Source organism: Apilactobacillus kunkeei (assembly GCF_001421115.1).
Lineage (GTDB): Bacteria > Bacillota > Bacilli > Lactobacillales > Lactobacillaceae > Apilactobacillus > Apilactobacillus kunkeei_F.
Genome location: NZ_JXCW01000004.1, coordinates 1 through 18392 on the forward strand (window position 1 = coordinate 1; position 18392 = coordinate 18392).

General features: G+C 36.8%; 13 protein-coding genes, 12 tRNA genes, 1 rRNA gene, 1 riboswitch and 1 other annotated feature. Of the genes, 21 read left to right on the forward strand and 5 right to left on the reverse strand.

Annotation, left to right across the window (positions count from 1 at the left end; genetic code table 11):
- From rrf to RZ55_RS02820, 15 genes are all read left to right on the forward strand, one after another.
- Nucleotides 1–103, forward strand: a 5S ribosomal RNA gene (gene rrf, locus RZ55_RS02750); the annotation flags it as partial.
- A 5-nt stretch (nucleotides 104–108) separates the two neighbouring features.
- Nucleotides 109–181 (forward strand) — tRNA-Asn (locus tag RZ55_RS02755).
- A gap of 14 nt (nucleotides 182–195) precedes the next feature.
- Nucleotides 196–287, forward strand: a tRNA-Ser gene (locus tag RZ55_RS02760).
- A gap of 16 nt (nucleotides 288–303) precedes the next feature.
- Nucleotides 304–376, forward strand: a tRNA-Glu gene (locus RZ55_RS02765).
- A 9-nt stretch (nucleotides 377–385) separates the two neighbouring features.
- Nucleotides 386–458: transfer RNA gene (locus tag RZ55_RS02770), tRNA-Val, on the forward strand.
- Nucleotides 459–476: 18 nt separating this feature from the next.
- Nucleotides 477–551, forward strand: a tRNA-Asp gene (locus RZ55_RS02775).
- Nucleotides 552–607: 56 nt separating this feature from the next.
- Nucleotides 608–680 (forward strand) — tRNA-Phe (locus tag RZ55_RS02780).
- A 5-nt stretch (nucleotides 681–685) separates the two neighbouring features.
- Nucleotides 686–771, forward strand: a tRNA-Tyr gene (locus RZ55_RS02785).
- Nucleotide 772: 1 nt separating this feature from the next.
- A tRNA-Trp gene (locus RZ55_RS02790) sits at nucleotides 773–843 on the forward strand.
- A 14-nt stretch (nucleotides 844–857) separates the two neighbouring features.
- A tRNA-His gene (locus RZ55_RS02795) sits at nucleotides 858–930 on the forward strand.
- A gap of 9 nt (nucleotides 931–939) precedes the next feature.
- Nucleotides 940–1011 (forward strand) — tRNA-Gln (locus RZ55_RS02800).
- An 18-nt stretch (nucleotides 1012–1029) separates the two neighbouring features.
- Nucleotides 1030–1100 (forward strand) — tRNA-Cys (locus RZ55_RS02805).
- Nucleotides 1101–1121: 21 nt separating this feature from the next.
- Nucleotides 1122–1205 (forward strand) — tRNA-Leu (locus RZ55_RS02810).
- Nucleotides 1206–1290: 85 nt separating this feature from the next.
- A riboswitch (SMK box riboswitch) is annotated at nucleotides 1291–1376 on the forward strand.
- On the forward strand, nucleotides 1374–2561 hold the full coding sequence (gene metK / locus RZ55_RS02815; RefSeq protein ID WP_041152197.1) for a methionine adenosyltransferase: 1188 nt from the start codon (nucleotides 1374–1376) through the stop codon (nucleotides 2559–2561). It overlaps the preceding riboswitch by 3 nt.
- A 75-nt stretch (nucleotides 2562–2636) precedes the next feature.
- The gene (locus tag RZ55_RS02820) at nucleotides 2637–4106 is read left to right on the forward strand and encodes an MDR family MFS transporter (RefSeq protein WP_053792641.1); all 1470 of its coding nucleotides are present in this window, start codon (nucleotides 2637–2639) and stop codon (nucleotides 4104–4106) included.
- Nucleotides 4107–4127: 21 nt separating this feature from the next.
- On the opposite strand, the gene RZ55_RS02825 is transcribed toward RZ55_RS02820, so the two are convergent.
- Entirely contained in the window at nucleotides 4128–4694 is a 567-nt protein-coding gene (locus RZ55_RS02825; RefSeq protein WP_057175701.1) for a class I SAM-dependent methyltransferase, read from the reverse strand.
- Nucleotides 4695–4802: 108 nt separating this feature from the next.
- Nucleotides 4803–5009 (forward strand) — a binding site (T-box leader).
- A gap of 57 nt (nucleotides 5010–5066) precedes the next feature.
- On the opposite strand from RZ55_RS02825, the gene leuS reads away from it, so the two are divergent.
- The 3 genes from leuS to RZ55_RS02840 all read left to right on the forward strand — a co-directional run bounded on the left by leuS (nucleotide 5067) and on the right by RZ55_RS02840 (nucleotide 9940).
- On the forward strand, nucleotides 5067–7484 hold the full coding sequence (gene leuS, locus RZ55_RS02830) for a leucine--tRNA ligase (protein WP_057175702.1): 2418 nt from the start codon (nucleotides 5067–5069) through the stop codon (nucleotides 7482–7484).
- A gap of 126 nt (nucleotides 7485–7610) precedes the next feature.
- Entirely contained in the window at nucleotides 7611–9263 is a 1653-nt protein-coding gene (locus tag RZ55_RS02835; RefSeq protein WP_057175703.1) for a putative polysaccharide biosynthesis protein, read from the forward strand.
- 23 nt (nucleotides 9264–9286) lie between these two features.
- Nucleotides 9287–9940 carry a YoaK family protein gene (locus RZ55_RS02840; protein ID WP_057175704.1) on the forward strand — a complete coding sequence of 218 codons (654 nt, stop codon included), beginning with the start codon at nucleotides 9287–9289 and terminating at the stop codon, nucleotides 9938–9940.
- 15 nt (nucleotides 9941–9955) lie between these two features.
- On the opposite strand, the gene RZ55_RS02845 is transcribed toward RZ55_RS02840, so the two are convergent.
- On the reverse strand, nucleotides 9956–10792 hold the full coding sequence (locus RZ55_RS02845; protein WP_057175705.1) for an NAD(P)H-hydrate dehydratase: 837 nt from the start codon (nucleotides 10790–10792) through the stop codon (nucleotides 9956–9958).
- A gap of 114 nt (nucleotides 10793–10906) precedes the next feature.
- On the opposite strand from RZ55_RS02845, the gene pepV reads away from it, so the two are divergent.
- Nucleotides 10907–12322 carry a dipeptidase PepV gene (gene pepV, locus RZ55_RS02850; protein ID WP_057175706.1) on the forward strand — a complete coding sequence of 472 codons (1416 nt, stop codon included), beginning with the start codon at nucleotides 10907–10909 and terminating at the stop codon, nucleotides 12320–12322.
- Between the two features lie 41 nt (nucleotides 12323–12363).
- Here the strand turns inward: pepV and RZ55_RS02855 are convergent, their stop codons facing one another.
- Both RZ55_RS02855 and mscL read right to left on the reverse strand, forming a co-directional pair.
- On the reverse strand, nucleotides 12364–12996 hold the full coding sequence (locus tag RZ55_RS02855) for a deoxynucleoside kinase (RefSeq protein ID WP_057175707.1): 633 nt from the start codon (nucleotides 12994–12996) through the stop codon (nucleotides 12364–12366).
- Between the two features lie 105 nt (nucleotides 12997–13101).
- Nucleotides 13102–13473 carry a large-conductance mechanosensitive channel protein MscL gene (gene mscL, locus RZ55_RS02860; RefSeq protein ID WP_034531247.1) on the reverse strand — a complete coding sequence of 124 codons (372 nt, stop codon included), beginning with the start codon at nucleotides 13471–13473 and terminating at the stop codon, nucleotides 13102–13104.
- A gap of 127 nt (nucleotides 13474–13600) precedes the next feature.
- Between mscL and RZ55_RS02865 the strand changes: the two genes are divergently transcribed.
- Nucleotides 13601–15385, forward strand: a complete 1785-nt coding sequence (locus RZ55_RS02865; RefSeq protein WP_057175708.1) for a S53 family peptidase — start codon at nucleotides 13601–13603, stop codon at nucleotides 15383–15385.
- Nucleotides 15386–15427: 42 nt separating this feature from the next.
- On the opposite strand, the gene RZ55_RS02870 is transcribed toward RZ55_RS02865, so the two are convergent.
- Nucleotides 15428–15766, reverse strand: coding sequence for a hypothetical protein (locus RZ55_RS02870; RefSeq protein WP_034531245.1), 339 nt, complete (start codon nucleotides 15764–15766; stop codon nucleotides 15428–15430).
- A 177-nt stretch (nucleotides 15767–15943) separates the two neighbouring features.
- Between RZ55_RS02870 and RZ55_RS02875 the strand changes: the two genes are divergently transcribed.
- Nucleotides 15944–18205, forward strand: coding sequence for an ATP-binding cassette domain-containing protein (locus tag RZ55_RS02875; protein ID WP_057175709.1), 2262 nt, complete (start codon nucleotides 15944–15946; stop codon nucleotides 18203–18205).
- Nucleotides 18206–18392: the final 187 nt, after the last annotated feature.

Genomic DNA, 18392 nt, shown 5'->3' on the forward strand with positions numbered 1-18392 from the left:
CTAGAAGGATACACCTGTTCCCATGCCGAACACAGAAGTTAAGCTTCTAAACGCCGATAGTAGTTGAGGGATCGCCCTCTGCAAGGGTAGGACGTTGCCGCGCGTTATTCCGAATTAGCTCAGTTGGTAGAGCACCTGACTGTTAATCAGGTTGTCGTCAGTTCGAGTCTGACATTCGGAGTTATAACTGGTCTTGGAGAGTTGTCCGAGTTGGCCGAAGGAGCATCATTGGAAATGATGTAAACGGGTGAATGCCTGTTTCAAGGGTTCGAATCCCTTACTCTCCGTATACCTTATAGTTATGACCCGTTGGTCAAGTGGTTTAAGACACTGCCCTTTCACGGCAGTAACATGGGTTCGAATCCCGTACGGGTCATTTATATTTGGAGGATTAGCTCAGTTGGGAGAGCATCTGCCTTACAAGCAGGAGGTCACAGGTTCGAGCCCTGTATCCTCCATTCCAAATATATTGGACTGGTTCGTTGGTCTAGTTGGTTTAGGACGCCTGCCTGTCACGCAGGAGGTCACGAGTTCGAGTCTCGTACGAACCGTTGTTGTCATTGACAACATAATTGAATATTTATCTATAGCAAAACATAAATGGTATGGCTCGGTAGCTCAGTTGGTAGAGCAACGGATTGAAGCTCCGTGTGTCGGCAGTTCGATTCTGTCCCGCGCCATTTATGGAGGGGTAGCGAAGTCTGGCTAAACGCGGCGGACTGTAAATCCGCTCCTTCGGGTTCGGTGGTTCGAATCCACTCCCCTCCACCATAGGGATATAGTATAATGGTAGTACAACGGTCTCCAAAACCGTTGGTGCGGGTTCAACTCCTGCTATCCCTGTTAATGTTGCTATGGCGGTAGTGGTGAAGTGGTTAACACATCGGATTGTGGTTCCGACACGCGTGGGTTCGATTCCCACCTACCGCCCTTTTTAATTGGGCTATAGCCAAGTGGTAAGGCACTGGACTTTGACTCCATTATGCGCTGGTTCGAATCCAGCTAGCCCAGTTGAATTCGAACTAAAATGGCGGTATAGCCAAGTGGTAAGGCAGAGGTCTGCAAAACCTTTATCATCGGTTCAAATCCGATTACCGCCTTTGGCTTCATTTTAATATTATGCCGGAGTGGCGGAATTGGCAGACGCGCTGGACTCAAAATCCAGTGATCGCAAGATCGTGTGGGTTCGAACCCCACCTCCGGTACTAATTAAAAAAGACTATCCGAAAGGGTAGTCTTTTTTTGTATTTGTGATTACTTTAAAAAATATTAAAGTTATGATATTATTTTAAGAGTTATAAGCGTATTCCCGATAGGATTCACCTTGATAGTGAAGATGCCTTGTAACCAAATTAATAGGGGGAATCATTAAAATGCAAGAAAGACATTTATTTACATCAGAATCTGTTTCAGAAGGACATCCAGATAAAATTGCTGATCAAATCAGTGACGCTATTCTAGATGAAATGCTAAAGCAAGATCCTGATTCCAGAGTTGCTTGTGAATGTTCAGTAACTACTGGTTTAGTATTAGTTTTTGGTGAAATTACTACCAAAGCTTACGTTAACATTCAAAAAATTGTTAGAGAAACTATCAAAGAAATTGGTTACGACAATGACCAATACGGTTTCGATGGTAATACTTGTGCAGTATTAGTTGCCATTGATGAACAATCACCTGATATTGCTCAAGGTGTTGATGATTCTCTAGAAACTCGTGACAGTAGTGAAGATGCTCTAGATAAGATTGGGGCAGGTGACCAAGGTTTAATGTTTGGTTACGCTGTTGATGAAACACCTGAACTAATGCCACTACCAATTTCTCTAAGTCACAAATTAATGAGAAAAATTGCTGACTTAAGAAAAGATGGTACAATTCCATACTTAAGACCTGATGCAAAGGCCGAAGTAACTGTTGAATACGATGACAACAACAAGCCAGTTGCGGTTGAAACTGTTGTTTTAAGTACTCAACATGATTCAGATGTTACTTTAGAACAAATTAGAAAAGATGTTATCGAACAAGTAATCAAGGCTGTTATTCCAGCTGAATTACTAAATGACAACACCAAATTCTTCATTAATCCTACTGGACGTTTCGTAATTGGTGGACCTCAAGGTGACGCCGGTTTAACTGGTAGAAAGATTATTGTTGATACTTACGGTGGAGCTGCTCACCATGGTGGTGGTGCATTCTCTGGTAAGGATGCTACTAAGGTTGATAGATCAGCAAGTTATGCTGCTAGATACATTGCTAAGAATATCGTTGCCGCTAAGTTAGCTACTCGTATTGAAGTACAAGTTGCTTACGCTATCGGTGTAGCAAAGCCTGTTTCAATTTCTGTAAATACTTTTGGTACAGCTACTGTTTCAGAAAACGACCTAATTAAAGCAATTAGAGAAATTTTTGACTTAAGACCAGCTGGTATCATTAAGATGCTTGACTTAAAACGTCCTATTTACAAGAAAACAGCCGCTTACGGTCACTTTGGTAGAACTGATGTTGATTTACCTTGGGAACACACCGACAAGGTTGAAGAACTACAAAATTTCTTTAAATAATATATCTTAAAACGATAAAGACGATTTATTTGTAGAAAATTACTTATAAATCGTTTTTATTTTGATGGAGGAACAATGAGTATTAATACGCAAAAGAACAATGTTTTATTAGTTACCATATCATTGTTTATCGCTACATTTATGAGTGCCGTTGAAGGAACGATTGTATCAACTGCGATGCCCACAATTGTAGGGGATTTACATGGTGTTTCAATTATGAACTGGGTGTTCTCAGTTTACCTACTTACCAACGCGATATCGACACCAATCTATGGGAAATTATCTGACCAATTCGGTAGAAAGAAGATTTTCATCTTTGGGATTGGAATCTTTTTAATCGGATCAATTTTTTCCGGATTGTCTAATTCGATGACAACATTGATTATTTGGCGAGCAATTCAAGGGGTCGGTGCTGGTGTAATTATGCCATTATCCTACACGATTGTTGCTGATATCTATTCAGACGAGAATAGGGGTAAAATCTTAGGATTAAACGGTGCTATTTGGGGAATTGCATCCATTATGGCGCCTTTAATCGGTGGATTTTTAGTTGATAGTCTTAGTTGGCACTGGGTTTTCTTTTTAAACTTGCCACTAGGAATCATTGCTTTAATTATTTTTATCATGAGTTTTCATGAAAAACACGTCGTGGTTAAACAATCAATTGACTATCTAGGAATGGTTTATCTATCACTATTATTACTATCATTGATGTACATCATCCAATTGATTAGTGATTTATCAGATAACTGGCAACCAATTTCATACTGTATTTTCTTCTCAATATTATTGTTAATCTTATTTGTAAGAAAAGAACATTGTGCTGAAAACCCAATCATTCCAATGAAGTTATTGAAAAACAGAACGTTTGTTATTCAAAACATCATTGCCTTTCTAATCAGTGGGTTCTTGATGGGGCTAGAAGTTTATCTTCCAGTTTGGACACAAGGAATCTTTGGTTATCCAGCAACGCTTTCCGGACTAGCTATCACACCAACTTCAATTCTTTGGATCTTTGGTGCATTTGTATCTGGATGGCTATTATCAAAAATGAAGGCATTTTACGCTACAATGTTTGGTTTATTCTTCATTTTAGTCGCTGCCATTTGGGTAGTATTGCTTCCATTTACCGTCTCATTTGCTTGGTTCTTTGCCATCGCAGCAATTTGTGGAATCGGTTTTGGTATCACCATTACCAATGGAACAGTTATCTCACAAAACAGTGTTGAAAAATCAGACGTTGGTGTTGCGACATCATTCAATACATTATGTAGAATCTTTGGTCAAACATTGATTGTGGCCGTTTTAGGTATCGTGATGAATAGACAATTAACCATTGGAATTCTTCATACTGATGGTGCCAAAATGGATATGATTAATAAAATTGTTAATGTTAAAACTGCTCATTTAGTTCCTGCTAAGTTAATGGAACCATTAAGAAACGTGATTTACGACTCACTACACAAAGTATTTTGGGTATGTTTGTTTATCGTTATCTTTGCGGTAATTGTAAACTTATATGATCGTATTTTAGCTAAAAAATAAAATAAAAAATTCCAACTTTAATTAGTTGGAATTTTTTTGTATTGCCAATAGGATAGGTGGGCAATGGACCTGATTGATAAATTGATATTGCATAACAGAAAATGATTTTTGATTTAAACTTTGAGCATATTTTATAACAGCGTTCTTTTCCTGTGGACCGCCATCGTGACCGTAGTACAGAACTAAGACGACAATGCCGTTTTCCTCTAGTTTGTCCAGGCACTCCTTAATCGCTGTCAGGGTGGTGTCAGGTTTGGTAATAATGTCCTTGTTACTTCCCGGTAGGTATCCAAGGTTAAAGATGGCGGCATTAATTGATCCATCGACTAGGTTTGCAATATTTTCATGACCAGTATTAAAAAGTGTGACATTGCTACTTAAATTTTTGTCAACTAATCTCTTTTTGGTGTAGTTAATTGCTTCTTCCTGCACATCGAATCCGTAAACTTTACCATTTTCACCAACTAACTGTGATAGAAATTCAGTATCATTGCCTTTTCCGACGGTTGCATCAACGACGGTGTCGCCGTTTTGCACCAATTGTGATAATAGGGTATGACTATATCTAACTGCTGGTTGAATTTTCATTATTTAATGCTCCTTAATTAATAACTATCAATAATTCTAACACATTTGATAATTGTCCTTGATTTTAATTCTGTAGACTGGTATATTTAAAATAATTAAATTACCGAATAGAAATTGTTGATACGAGGTAGTAGATTGGCGTTGCTTTTCAGAAACTAAATGGCCGCTGTGAATTTAGACCAATGCTAATTGAACTAGTCGTAGAGATCTTGACTGAATCTCAGTAGGTTAAGACGTTTTCCGCGTTAAGGACTTGAGATGTATCTATATTTTATAGATAAACTTAGGTGGTACCGCGGAATTTTCGTCCTATAGGCTTTATAGCTTATAGGACTTTTTTTATTCGATAACTGATTAAAGGAGGAATTTTTTATGGCTTATAATCACAAAGATGTTGAAAAGAAATGGCAAAAATATTGGGAAACCAATGAAACTTTTAAAACAACAAATGATGAAAACAAAGAAAATTACTATGCTCTAGATATGTTCCCATATCCTTCTGGTCAAGGACTTCACGTAGGACATCCTGAAGGATACACTGCGACTGATATCATGGCTAGATTTAAGAGAATGCAAGGAAAGAACGTATTACATCCAATTGGATTTGATGCATTCGGTTTACCTGCAGAACAATACGCATTGAAGACAGGTAACCATCCTGGTTCATTTACTCAAAAGAACATCGAACACTTTAGAGAACAAATTAAGTCATTAGGTTTCTCATACGACTGGGACAGAGAAGTTGATACTACTGATCCTAAGTACTACAAGTGGACTCAATGGATTTTCGAACAATTATACAAAAAAGGTTTAGCTTACGAAGATGAAATCGAAGTTAATTGGGCTCCAGACTTTATGGGTGGAACCGTTGTTGCTAACGAAGAAGTTATCGATGGTAAGACTGAACGTGGTGGATACCCAGTATACCGTGTTCCAATGAAACAATGGGTATTAAAGATTACTGCATACGCAGATCGTTTAATCGATGACCTAGACGACTTAGACTGGCCAGAAAGCATTAAAGAAATGCAAAGAAACTGGATTGGTCGTTCAAAGGGTGCCAGCGTATTCTTTGGTGTTAAAGACCATGATGAAAAGATTGAAGTCTTCACAACTAGACCAGATACATTATTCGGTGCTGGATACATTGTGTTAGCACCTGATCATGATTTAGTAGATAAGATTGCTACTGACGACAATAAAGAAGCAATTGAAGCTTACCGTAAGGAAGTTGCTACTAAGTCTGATTTAGAACGTACTGATTTAAACAAAGACAAGTCTGGTGTATTTACCGGAGCTTACGGAATTAACCCAGTTAATGGTGAACAAATTCCAATTTGGATTGGTGACTACGTTCTTTCATCATACGGAACTGGTGCAATTATGGCTGTTCCAGCACATGATGACCGTGATTATGAATTTGCCAAGAAATTTGACCTTCCTATCAAACCAGTTATCGAAGGTGGCGACATTGAAAAAGAAGCATACACTGGCGACGGTGTTCACATTAACTCAGACTTCTTAGATGGTATGAACAAAAAAGATGCCATTGACGCTATCGTAAAATGGTTGGAAGACAATAAAGCAGGTCATGCTAAGACTAACTACCGTTTAAGAGATTGGATTTTCTCACGTCAAAGATACTGGGGTGAACCAATTCCAGTTATTCATTGGGAAGACGGTGAAACTGGTTTAGTACCAGAAGATGAACTTCCATTGGTATTACCAGAAACTGATAACATTGAACCATCAGGTACTGGTGAATCACCATTAGCTAACATCGACGAATGGGTAAACGTTGTTGATGAAAATGGTCGTAAGGGTAAACGTGAAACTAACACCATGCCACAATGGGCTGGTAGTTCATGGTACTACTTAAGATACATTGATCCACACAACGATAAGATGATTGCTGACCCTGAATTATTAAAGAAATGGCTACCAGTTGACCTATACATTGGTGGTGCAGAACATGCTGTTCTTCACTTACTATATGCACGTTTCTGGCACAAGGTTCTTTACGATTTAGGTGTTGTTCCTACCAAGGAACCATTCCACAAGTTAGTTAACCAAGGAATGATCTTAGGTACTAACCACGAAAAGATGTCTAAATCAAAGGGTAACGTTGTTAACCCGGACGATATCGTTGAAGAATACGGTGCAGATACATTGAGATTATACGAAATGTTTATGGGCCCATTAACCGAATCAAAACCATGGAGTACTGAAGGTATTAATGGTGCCAACAGATGGGTTAACCGTGTTTGGAGATTAATGATCGATGACGAAGACAAACTTCGTGACCGTATCACTACTGTAAACGATCATAAATTAGATAAGATTTACAACCAAACTGTTAAGAAGGTAACTGACGATTACGAAAACCTTCGTTTCAACGTTGCAATTTCAAGCATGATGGTATTTGTAAACGAATGCTACAAGCAAGATAGTTTATTCCTAGACTACATGGAAGGCTTTGTGAAGTTAGTTTCACCAATCATTCCACATATGGCTGAAGAACTATGGAGCAAGTTTGGTCATGACGACAGCATTACTTATGCTAAATGGCCAGAATACGATGAAAGTAAACTAGTTGATGATGAAGTACAAATCGTAGTTCAAGTTAACGGTAAGGTTAGAGCTCATATTAAGGTTGCCGCTGATGCATCTAAGGATGCTACTCAAGAAGCAGCTATGAGTGACGACAAGATTAAGGCAGATATTGAAGGAAAGACAGTTAGAAAGGTAATTGTTGTTCCTGGTAAGATTGTAAATATCGTTGTTAACTAAAGAAAAAGAGTGATAATTTAACGATTATCACTCTTTTTTTGTGTCTAATAGTGGTATCATGTTGATTACGAGTAAAATATTGATTAAAATGAACAAGTTAGAGAAATTTGAAAGTGGGAATGCGATATGCATGAACAAGATAAAAATATGAAAGACAATTTAGCTCAGGATAAGATGATTGAGGGATCCGCATGGATGACTGCGGGGAGCATCTTATCAAGAGTATTGGGAGCAATATACATAATTCCTTGGAGAATGATGCTTGGTGTTCTGTATTTACAAGCTAATTCATTGTATGTACAAGGATATAATTTTTATAGCATGATATTAATTATTTCAATTGCCGGAATCCCATCCGCAATTGCCAAACAGGTTGCTCATTATAATGCCTTAAATGAGTACGGTGTCAGTGTTAGGTTGTACAAACGAGGATTATTATTATCACTAATCACAGGGATTGTTTGTGCATTAATCCTATATATCGGAGCACCTGCATTTGATAACGGAAATCCTGATTTAATTCCGGTTATGAGATCATTATCATGGGCCGTATTAATCATTCCAACCATGAGTTTAACCCGTGGTTACTTCCAAGGATTCCAAGATATGGCACCTTCAGCCATTTCACAATTTGCTGAACAACTATTCCGTGTAATATACATGTTGTTAGCAGTTTTCTTTATCATTAAAGTTATGCATGGTAGTTGGGTTACTGCTGTTTCACAATCAACATTTGCTGCCTTTATTGGTTCGGTTGCAGGATTATTAGTTTTAGGATGGTATTACTTAAAACGTCGTCGATACTACCGTTCGTTGGTTAAGAATAGTAATAATGAAATCCATGTAAATGCTAATAAACTATATACGGAAATAATTCAACAAGCTGTCCCATTTGTTATTCTTGGTGCCGGGATTACTATTTTTCAATTAATTGATCAATTTACCTTCTTTAAGATTATGCATGTTGCCACAAATGCTTCAAATTTAGTTTTGAATCAATTATATGCAATTTTTGCAGGTAACGCCAACAAGCTAATTATGATTACCATCTCACTTGCTTCATCTATGGCAATCACAGTTGTTCCCTTACTATCAGAAGCGTACACAAAGGGTAATAGAAAAGAAATTAGCCACCAAATTTCAAGTGGATTTGTGCTATTCTCATTCGTGATGATTCCAGCAGCGTTAGGGATGACTGCTATTGCTGGTCCATTAAACCGAGTCTTTTACGGAACTGGTAATGGGGCACTATCAGCTAACGTATTAGCATTCTCATCCATTATTTCAATCTTCTTTGGATTGTTCACCGTTGTGACTGCGATGATGCAAGGGATTTCTCAAAACAAGGTTGCCGTTAAGTACTTTGTTTATGGAATTATTGCTAAAATTATCACTCAGTTCCCAATGGTATTCTTCTTCAAGGAATTCGGCCCTTTAATTTCTTCTGCAATAGGGTTCATGGTTGTAAATGGATTGATTATCAATTCATTGGATCGTCAGTTCAAGATTAGAAGTGATAAGATGCTAAACCAGATTAACTGGATTGTATTATTCGCACTTGTAACTTACCTTGTTGCGTTAGCATCAGTATATGCTGGTAATATGATTATTGGTTTATTGATGAATCCATTTACTAGTGTTGGAAGTTTAATTGTTGTAATAATTGCTACTTCATTAGGTGGATTTGTTTATGTTTACTTGGCACTGAAGAGCAGAATTGCCAATATAGTGATTGGAAGTAAAGCAGACTCTTTAAGACGAAAATTACACATTAAATAAAACTGAAAGCATGGGTAATTAAGATGAAAAATAAAGATATATTTACGCATCCATTAATCGCAATCCTATTGGCAATAACCAGTGGTGGAATTGACGCCTATACCTTCATCGAACAAGGCGGGGTATTTGCCGGATTACAAACAGGTAACTCAATTTTATTTGGGATTAGTTTAGCTAATCACGACTTTGCTCAATCTTTGAAGTATATTTTCTCAATTATTTTCTTTGCACTAGGAATTGTGATTATCAAGGTAATGCAAAGAAAACTGGACTCCATCAATACACGAAAAGTGATAATCATGTTTTATGAAATTGTGGTTATTATGCTCGTTGGTCTATTAGTCAAAGATACCTCATCAGTTTTAATCGTGGGACTGTTATCGTTAGTATCAGCTGCCCAATTACAAGAATTCAAACTGCTAAAGGGCAATCCTTTTAATCCACTTATGATGACCGGAAACATTAGCAAGATCGCTAATAATGCTTATTTGGCACTGGTTGATCATGATAAAAAAGCCAAATCACTATTGATTGATACCATCATGGTAATTACAAGTTTCATTCTAGGAACTTTCATCATGGGGATTGTCGACCATTATCTAAATGCTTATTCAGTACTAGTATTAATTATTCCATTATCGTTGGTAATAATTTTTAACTTTATAAATCGTAAATAAAAAAGACGGAATCAATTATGATTCTGTCTTTTTTTTGTTTGCTTTCATGAATTCAGGGATGTGTTCAATGATTTGGGTAGGAAGAACAACATATTGCTTTTCTGCTAATTGATCTGCGATTGCACTGTGGGCGTATACTGCAGATAAAACAGCATTAGTTGTATCTGAGAATTGTGCGACGAATCCGGCAACCATTCCAGCTAAAGTATCACCCATGCCACCAGTTGCTTGAGCAGGGGTACCACCAGGGTTAACCCAGATATTATCGTTATGGTATACCTTGGTATGGTGTGATTTAACAACAACTGTAGCGTTTAATTGTTTAACTGCTTTTTGATTGTTTTCATCGGTTTGGTCACTGATTTTGATACCAGATAATCTTTGCCATTCCATTTGATGTGGTGTGAAAATAAGATTTGCATCTGGCAGGTCAAGATTATGGTTGGCGATAAGTGTAATTGCTGAACCATCAATAATTAATTTTTGTGTTGGTTGGATGTTATTGAAAACAGTCTTTAAGATTGTCAGACTGTTTTCGTCAGTTCCTAGGCCTGGACCAATTAGGACAACATCGAATCCGTTAAGCATTGATTTAATGCTATCTAAATCGTTAAAGTCTACAAACATTGCCTCAGGAATATGGGTATGAAGACTGGAAAGATTGACCGGATCTGTAAAAGTAGTTGTTAATCCTGCACCAGAATAGACACAGGCCTTAGAAGCCATGATAATGGCACCGCCAAAGTTATTAGTGCCACCAATAATACCAACTCGTCCAAAGGTGCCTTTATGGCTATTATTTGGGCGTTTAATAATGGTGTTATTAACGATGTCAGTTGAAATTTCTGTCATATTAATTCCTCCTAACGCTTTATCTTCAGTATATCACTAAAAATTTGGTACTTCATTGATGTGTTTTTATTAGATTATGCTAAAATATATGGAAAGGTAAAGGAGGATTTCAAAATGATTAATTGGGATAAATTAGCTCAAGACTACAAAGAAGATTACCTAAAGGATTTAGCTGATTTAATTTCTATCGATAGTGAAAGAAATGATAACGAGGCTACTGATGAATTTCCTTTAGGACCTGGTCCAGCTAAAGCATTAGTAAAGTACTTAGAGTTTGGTAAACGAGACGGTTTCACTGTCAAGAACCTAGATAACCTAGTTGGTTACATAGAATACGGTAGTGGAGATAAGACATTTGCTATTTTAGCCCATGCTGATGTCATGCCAGCCGGTGAAGGATGGGACAGCAATCCATTTGAAATGATGATCAAAGACGGTAAAGTATTTGGTCGTGGTGCCTCCGACGACAAGGGACCTGGTTTGGCAGCATACTATGGTCTAAAGATGATGAAGGACCAAGGAATTGAACCTAACTGCAAGATTCGATTCATTATTGGTACTGATGAAGAAAGTAACTGGACTGGAATGAAGCATTACTTCAAGTTAGAACCAGAACCTGACTTTGGATTCTCTCCAGATGCTCAATTCCCAGTTATTAATGGTGAAAAAGGTAATACAACATTTGAAACTACTTTTGGTACTAACCAAGAAGACTCAGCTGATTACTACTTAGCTAACTTCGATGCCGGTTTAAGAGAAAACATGGTACCAAGGGATGCTTTTGCTGATGTTAAGACTGCATTTAAAGACCAAATGGCAGAAGAATTCTCAACATTTATGCAAGATCGTAAACTAGACGGTGGTTCTGAAATCACTGAAGATGGTATTAAGTTACACTTAATTGGTAAGTCAGCACACGGAATGGAACCAAGAAATGGTGTTAATGGTGGAACATTCCTAGCTAACTTCCTACGTGGCTATGATTTTTCTGGTGATGCTAAGAACTTCATTAAGTTTGTTGCAGAATTTCTACACGGTGATTCTCGTGCAAACAGAATCGGTGCTAACTACACTGATGAAATCATGGGTGACTTAACAATGAACGTTGGTATCCTAAAGTTCAACCCAACTGATGGTGGTTTCGTTAACACTAACTTTAGATATCCTAAGGGTATTAGTGTTGAAACCATTGGTGAATACCTAAACCAAGCTGCTAAGGTAATGGATGGAACTGTTAAGAACACAGATGACATGGTTCCTCACTATGTTGATCCAAAAGACCCAATCGTAAATAAACTAATCAATGTTTACCGTGAACGTACTGGTAAGACTGAAGCTCAACCACAAGTTGTGGGTGGTGGTACTTACGGTCGTATGATGAAGAGAGGGGTAGCATTCGGTGCTGAATTCCCTTGGACTGTAAACACAATGCACCAAGCTAACGAATACCAAGTTGTAGACGACTTGATGTTAGCAATGGCAATTTATGGTCAATCAATCTTTGAACTAGGTACATTAGAAGATAACTAAACACAAAAAAATCCCAAATCATTATGATTCGGGATTTTTTATTATCTGATTTTTTTAAGTTCTTCATCAATCATGTTTAAAACGATGTCGACGTTAGCATCTTCTGATAGGTCATATTTTTGAAGGTCAATCTTCATCTTAGGACTCTTATCATATTCTTCATACCATTGTTTGTATGCTGACCACATGTGATAGTAATATTCTTTTAACTTAGGATCGTTATCGAATTGTTCGTAGTCACGGCCGCGCATTTTAATTCTGTGTAGAATGGTTTCAAAATCGGTTTCAGCATATACCATTAGGTCTGGAGCTTTTTTAGGAAGTTGATCTAATTCGCTCATCATTTTGTCCAATAATTCTAGGTAAATTTTCAATTCCATGTCTGAAATATTACCTTCAGCATTATTTTGTTTTGTGAAAAGGGCATCTTCATAGATTGATCTATCTAAGATATTGTTATCATCTGATAGCGCCTTTTTAATCATTGAAAAACGTTTGTTTAAAAAGTAAATTTGTAATAAGAATCCATATTGTTCCGGATTGTTATAGTACAAAGGCAAAACAGGATTTTCACCAACTGGTTCATAGAAGGCCTTAGTGCCTAAATGTCCTGCGATTTTACCGGTCAGAGTTGTCTTACCAACACCAATCATCCCTGCTGTAATTATCACCATATTAACTCCTCATTTTTTGAAATAGTAATAATATTTTATCATATTTTAAAACCGAACTTAATATCAAAAAGAAAAACCCAGGCATAAAAATACCTGGGTTTGTTGTTATTTGTTATTTTTTTGTTCTGAAAGTAAATCACGGATTTCACCCAATAGGATGTCAGTCTTGGTATCCTTAGGAGTAGTATCGCGTTTTGAAACTTTGTTGTAAGTTCTTACGATCAAGAATACAACGAAGGCAACAATCAAGAAGTTAATAACATCGTTGATGAAACTACCGACTCTGAAGTGAGCTGAACCCACTGAGAAGACGATTGATGATAAGTTCATTTGACCCATGAAAATTCCAATTAAAGGATTAATCAAGTTAGAAGTAAATGACTTAACGATGGTTGTAAATGCTGAACCAATGATTACACCAACGGCTAAATCTAAGACATTACCTTTAGAGATGAATGCTTTGAATTCTTTAAACAAATTGCAAACCTCCTTTCACTATGTAACTACATTTAATACTAACATAAAAAATTATAAAGAATTGCTTAAATCTGTATACTTAAGATATTTTTAGGAATATTATGAAACTACATAAGGGGTGATACGAGTGAATTATAGAAAAACAATTATTGCGACACTAAGTGCCTCTGTTTTATTGGGAACAGCATTTAACTACAACGTTGATGCTCAAGCTAAGAAAACAGTACATAAGGTCAAGATTCATAAGAAGGCCAAAGCTAAATCTAGTTCAGTGACTTCAAACTTCGCGATTATTCTAAAAACCAGGAGTAATAGCAAACTAGAAAATTATGTTTTGACCAAGCATAAGAAGTTCTTATCTACCAAACAGTTTGCCAATCGTTATGGACAAACCAATAGAACTGTCGCTGCAATTCAAAAGTATTTCAAAAAGTATCATATTAAGACTACCAAGTACGCTGGTAACCTTGTTTTAAGAGGTTATGGTAGCAAGACTAACATTCAAAAAGCGCTTAAGTATAAGCAAGTGAGAGTGAAGGTCAACGGTAAGTTCGTCTACCGCCCAAACCACGAACCAAAAATGAGAGGGAATCTTCAAAAGCATGTTAATGGATTCATGGGGCTAAGTAATTATGATCACGTTAATAGCAATGCTGCTAAGAAAACTAAGAGTAGTTCAATGAAGCGTAGCCCTAAGGACTTCATCAGTCGTTACGGTGCAACCTCATTAAAACAAGCTAAACGTGGTGATAAACACGGAATTGGGATTATCTCATTTGGTGGCTTCAATAATTCTGACATTTCCAGATTTTGGAAGAAGGTAGGGGTTCCTTCAAGCATTAAACGAGTTCACGTTTACAAGGATGTCTATGCCTCAATCAAGTCACAAAGTGATGAAACTACAATGGATATCCAACAAGCTGGTGCAATTGCGTCTAAATCAAACATCAATGTTTATATTTCTCAACCAACCATCTCTGGAATGGTAGAGAGCTTCGCTAAAGCAATCAGTGCTAACAAGTCCGACAGTTTATCATTGAGTTGGGGAATTAGTGAAGCCGAACTACAACAAATGATGAATGAAGGGTTCATTTCTAAGAACTACAATTCAATTATGAATAGCTTGTTACTACAAGGTGCTGCACAAGGAATTAGTATCTTTAATTCAACCGGTGATAACGGTGCCTATGATGGTATTGAAGGTGGGGTCACTGGGTTAACAGTTGAATCTCCAGCTTCATCTCCATTCATTACAGCTGTTGGAGCAACCAGTGTGCCAATCAATTATACTGTCAACGGTCACAAGGTTAAGATTGATAGGGAACGTGCATGGTCAAATGATTTCTTATATCCATACTTTAACCAATTGAAGCTATATAACAGTGATCAAAATAGTTTCCTAAGCACTTACTTTGCTGGAACCGGTGGTGGTTTCAGTAAGTTCAACCAAACACCTGCATACCAAAGTAATGTCAGTGGTGTAAATAGTTACAATGCTATTCAATACTGGAACATGGATAGTGGTTATGCAAAACAATACGCAAAGCCAACTCAAACTTCTGGAACTGCATCTGGTAGAAACCTACCGGACATTGTTGCTAACGGTGATCCTCAAACCGGATACACTGTGTTATATAACAACCAATGGTTTACCGATGGTGGGACAAGTATTGTAGCTCCTCAAGTTGCTGCGGTAAATTCTTTATTCGCTACTAGAGCAAACCATCGTTTCGGATTATGGAATCCACAATTATATGCGCTTGCTAACAATGGCAACTCACCATTTAACACTTTAGATTCTGATAAAGACAATAGTAACTTGTATTACACCGGACAACCCGGGAAGAAATACAACCAATCTACTGGTTTGGGAACCGTTAACTACGGTAAGTTATATCAATTAATGAAATAGAAAAAAGCCATCCTAATTAGGATGGCTTTTTTTAGTTATTTATTAGTCTAGTGGTTCGTTGATTCGTTCTAACATTTCCTTAGCAATTAAGGCATGCTTTGAATATTTCTTTAATTGATGGGTAGTGATTTTAGTAGCAGTCATTTTTTCAAATGCAGCACTGTAATCAATAGCGACAGTGTCAGCTGGAATCTTAATTGGTTCTAAGATACGCTTCTTGAAAGCATCACAAGAATCTTGATAAGCCTTTTGTAATCTTTCAACAGTTTCATCATAGCTGTGTGAGATTAAAGACTTTGCGAAACGAAAATCCTTACGATTGTACTTGTTACAAATGAACATTACTAAACCAATCATTTTATCTCTTTTTTCTTCTGCCATAATTTCATCTTCTTTCGATTAGATATTGTGTCTATGCTTTAATTATAGTATTAAAAATTTATTTTTCTCAAGAAAACAGATTATCTTTATAAATTCTTAATTATTAAACAAGATAAATGAAATTGATGCTTATAACTACTATAATTGTTACTACAAAGTGAATTCAGGAGGATTGAAATGCCAAATCAAGATTATATCGAGGTTCATAATGCTTTTCAAAACAACTTAAAGCACTTGGATATCAGCATCAAAAAACATGCGATTACTGTATTCACGGGACTATCTGGTGCCGGAAAGTCATCGCTTGTTTTTGATACGATTGCCGCTAACTCTAGAAGAGAGTTAAATGAAACATTTCCTAGTTTCACACAACAATACCTACCAAAGTATGGAGCTCCACATGTAGGAAGAATCGACAATCTACCTGTAGCGATTGTGATTCAACAAAAGAAGGTCGGTAAAAATCCACGATCAACACTTGCTACCTACACTGGAATTTATTCATTATTGAGATTATTATTCTCTAGAATTGGTAAGCCTTGGGTTGGATACTCTGATACATTTTCATTCAATTTACCTCAAGGGATGTGTGATAAGTGTCAGGGGCTAGGTTACATTGATCACATCAATCCAGATAAGGTAATTGATTACGATAAGTCATTAAACGAAGGGGCAATTACATTCGTAAGTTTTGGCCCTGGAACATGGCGTTGGAAACGTTATGCATACACTGGCTTATTCGATAATGATAAGAAGATTAAAGACTATTCTGAAAAAGAATTAAATGATTTATTATATGCACCTCAACACCATTTAACTGATGCTCCTAAGGAATGGAAGAAGTCCATTTTGTATGAAGGTGTCATTCCAAGAATTAAACGTTCAATCATCGAAAGTAAAGAAGGAGAACATCACAAGGAAGCCATTCAAGAAATCGTTACGAGAACGGCTTGTGATAAGTGTCATGGTACTAAGTTAAGACCAGAAGTGCTTACTTGTAAGATTAATGGATATAATATTGCCGATGTCTTACAAATGGACTTAAACCATGTCATCGAATTCCTAGACTCAATCGATGAAAAGCTAACAGTCGATTTATTGAGAGAACTAACTACTAAGATTCAATCATTAATCGATTTAGGTTTAGGTTATCTAACATTGGATAGAAGTACTGACACATTATCCGGTGGGGAAACTCAAAGAATTAAGATTGCTAAATACATGAATAGTTCATTATCTGACATGGTTTACATCCTAGATGAACCAAGTGTTGGATTGCATCCAGCGGATATTAAACTAATCAGTCATGCGTTGAGAAAATTAAAGGATAAGGGCAACACAGTCCTAGTCGTTGAACATAACCCAGAATTGATTCCAATTGCCGACTACGTTGTCGAAATTGGGCCTAAACCGGGTAAAGATGGTGGAAAGATTATGTTCGATGGCAAGTATTCCGACTTACTTAAGAGTGACACCATCACTGGTAAGTTATTACAAGAACCATTGGTATTTAAGAAAGCCAAGGATTTCAATGACACCTTAGATTTAAGGGATGTAAACATTCATAATCTAAAGCATGCCAATGTATCAATCCCATTAAATGCACAAACCGTTATTTCAGGGGTTGCTGGATCTGGTAAGAGTTCATTAATCCAAGCGGTCAAGGACAAGCTAAAGACTGGCTACATTGATTTAACTCAAGATGCCGTTGGGGTAAACATTCGTTCAACTCCAGCTACTTATCTAAATATCTTAGACGATATTAGAAAGTTATTTGGGGATGCCAACAAGGTGTCACGACAACTATTTAGCTACAATGGAAAAGGTAAATGTCCATTATGTAAGGGTCGTGGAGTCCAAATTACTAACATGGCATTCATGGATCCCGTTATTCAAACTTGTGAAAAATGTCATGGAAAACGTTACAGTGATGAAGCATTACAATACAAACTAAATGGTTTAGATATTGCTGAAGTATTGAACTTATCAATTAAAGAAGCAATTAAGTTCTTCAGTGACGTTGCCGAAATCCACGACAAACTTGTTAATATGCAAAAGGTTGGTTTGGATTATCTTTCACTTGGCCAATCACTTGATACATTATCAGGTGGGGAAGTTCAAAGATTAAAACTTGCATTACAACTAAACAAGACAGGTACCGTTTACTTGTTAGATGAACCAACTGCCGGGTTGCATATGAAGGATGTTTCGATAATGACTAATCTATTCGATGAATTAGTAGAAAAGGGTAATACCCTAATCATTGTTGAACATAATTTATCTGTAATCAGTAAGTCAGATTGGATGATTGACGTTGGTCCTAAGGCGGGTCGTTACGGTGGTGAAATCTTATATTCAGGAACACCAAAAGACGCTTTAAATGACGCTAAATCAGTCACAGGAAACGCGATGAAAGAGTATAACAATGCTCGTAAATAAAAGACGCTTGGCAGCGTCTTTTTGTTTTATACAAATTTATATCGGATTTTAGACGATTTCACTGGACAGAAGAGTAGATATGATTATACTTAATAATATTAGTTTGTGTACTATATAAATTTGTATCATTGATTAAATTGCTATTTTTATGGCCTAAAATCTAAATATTTTGTTACAATAAAATAAG

Excerpts from the sequence above, each read along its gene's own strand:
- RZ55_RS02845 (WP_057175705.1), bottom strand. The coding sequence starts at position 10,792 with ATGACAGAAATTTCAACTGACATCGTTAATAACACCATTATTAAACGC.
- RZ55_RS02835 (WP_057175703.1), top strand. The coding sequence starts at position 7,611 with ATGCATGAACAAGATAAAAATATGAAAGACAATTTAGCTCAGGATAAG.
- RZ55_RS02870 (WP_034531245.1), bottom strand. The coding sequence starts at position 15,766 with ATGGCAGAAGAAAAAAGAGATAAAATGATTGGTTTAGTAATGTTCATT.
- RZ55_RS02875 (WP_057175709.1), top strand. The coding sequence starts at position 15,944 with ATGCCAAATCAAGATTATATCGAGGTTCATAATGCTTTTCAAAACAAC.
- RZ55_RS02840 (WP_057175704.1), top strand. The coding sequence starts at position 9,287 with ATGAAAAATAAAGATATATTTACGCATCCATTAATCGCAATCCTATTG.
- RZ55_RS02825 (WP_057175701.1), bottom strand. The coding sequence starts at position 4,694 with ATGAAAATTCAACCAGCAGTTAGATATAGTCATACCCTATTATCACAA.
- RZ55_RS02855 (WP_057175707.1), bottom strand. The coding sequence starts at position 12,996 with ATGGTGATAATTACAGCAGGGATGATTGGTGTTGGTAAGACAACTCTG.
- RZ55_RS02820 (WP_053792641.1), top strand. The coding sequence starts at position 2,637 with ATGAGTATTAATACGCAAAAGAACAATGTTTTATTAGTTACCATATCA.
- pepV (WP_057175706.1), top strand. The coding sequence starts at position 10,907 with ATGATTAATTGGGATAAATTAGCTCAAGACTACAAAGAAGATTACCTA.
- metK (WP_041152197.1), top strand. The coding sequence starts at position 1,374 with ATGCAAGAAAGACATTTATTTACATCAGAATCTGTTTCAGAAGGACAT.
- leuS (WP_057175702.1), top strand. The coding sequence starts at position 5,067 with ATGGCTTATAATCACAAAGATGTTGAAAAGAAATGGCAAAAATATTGG.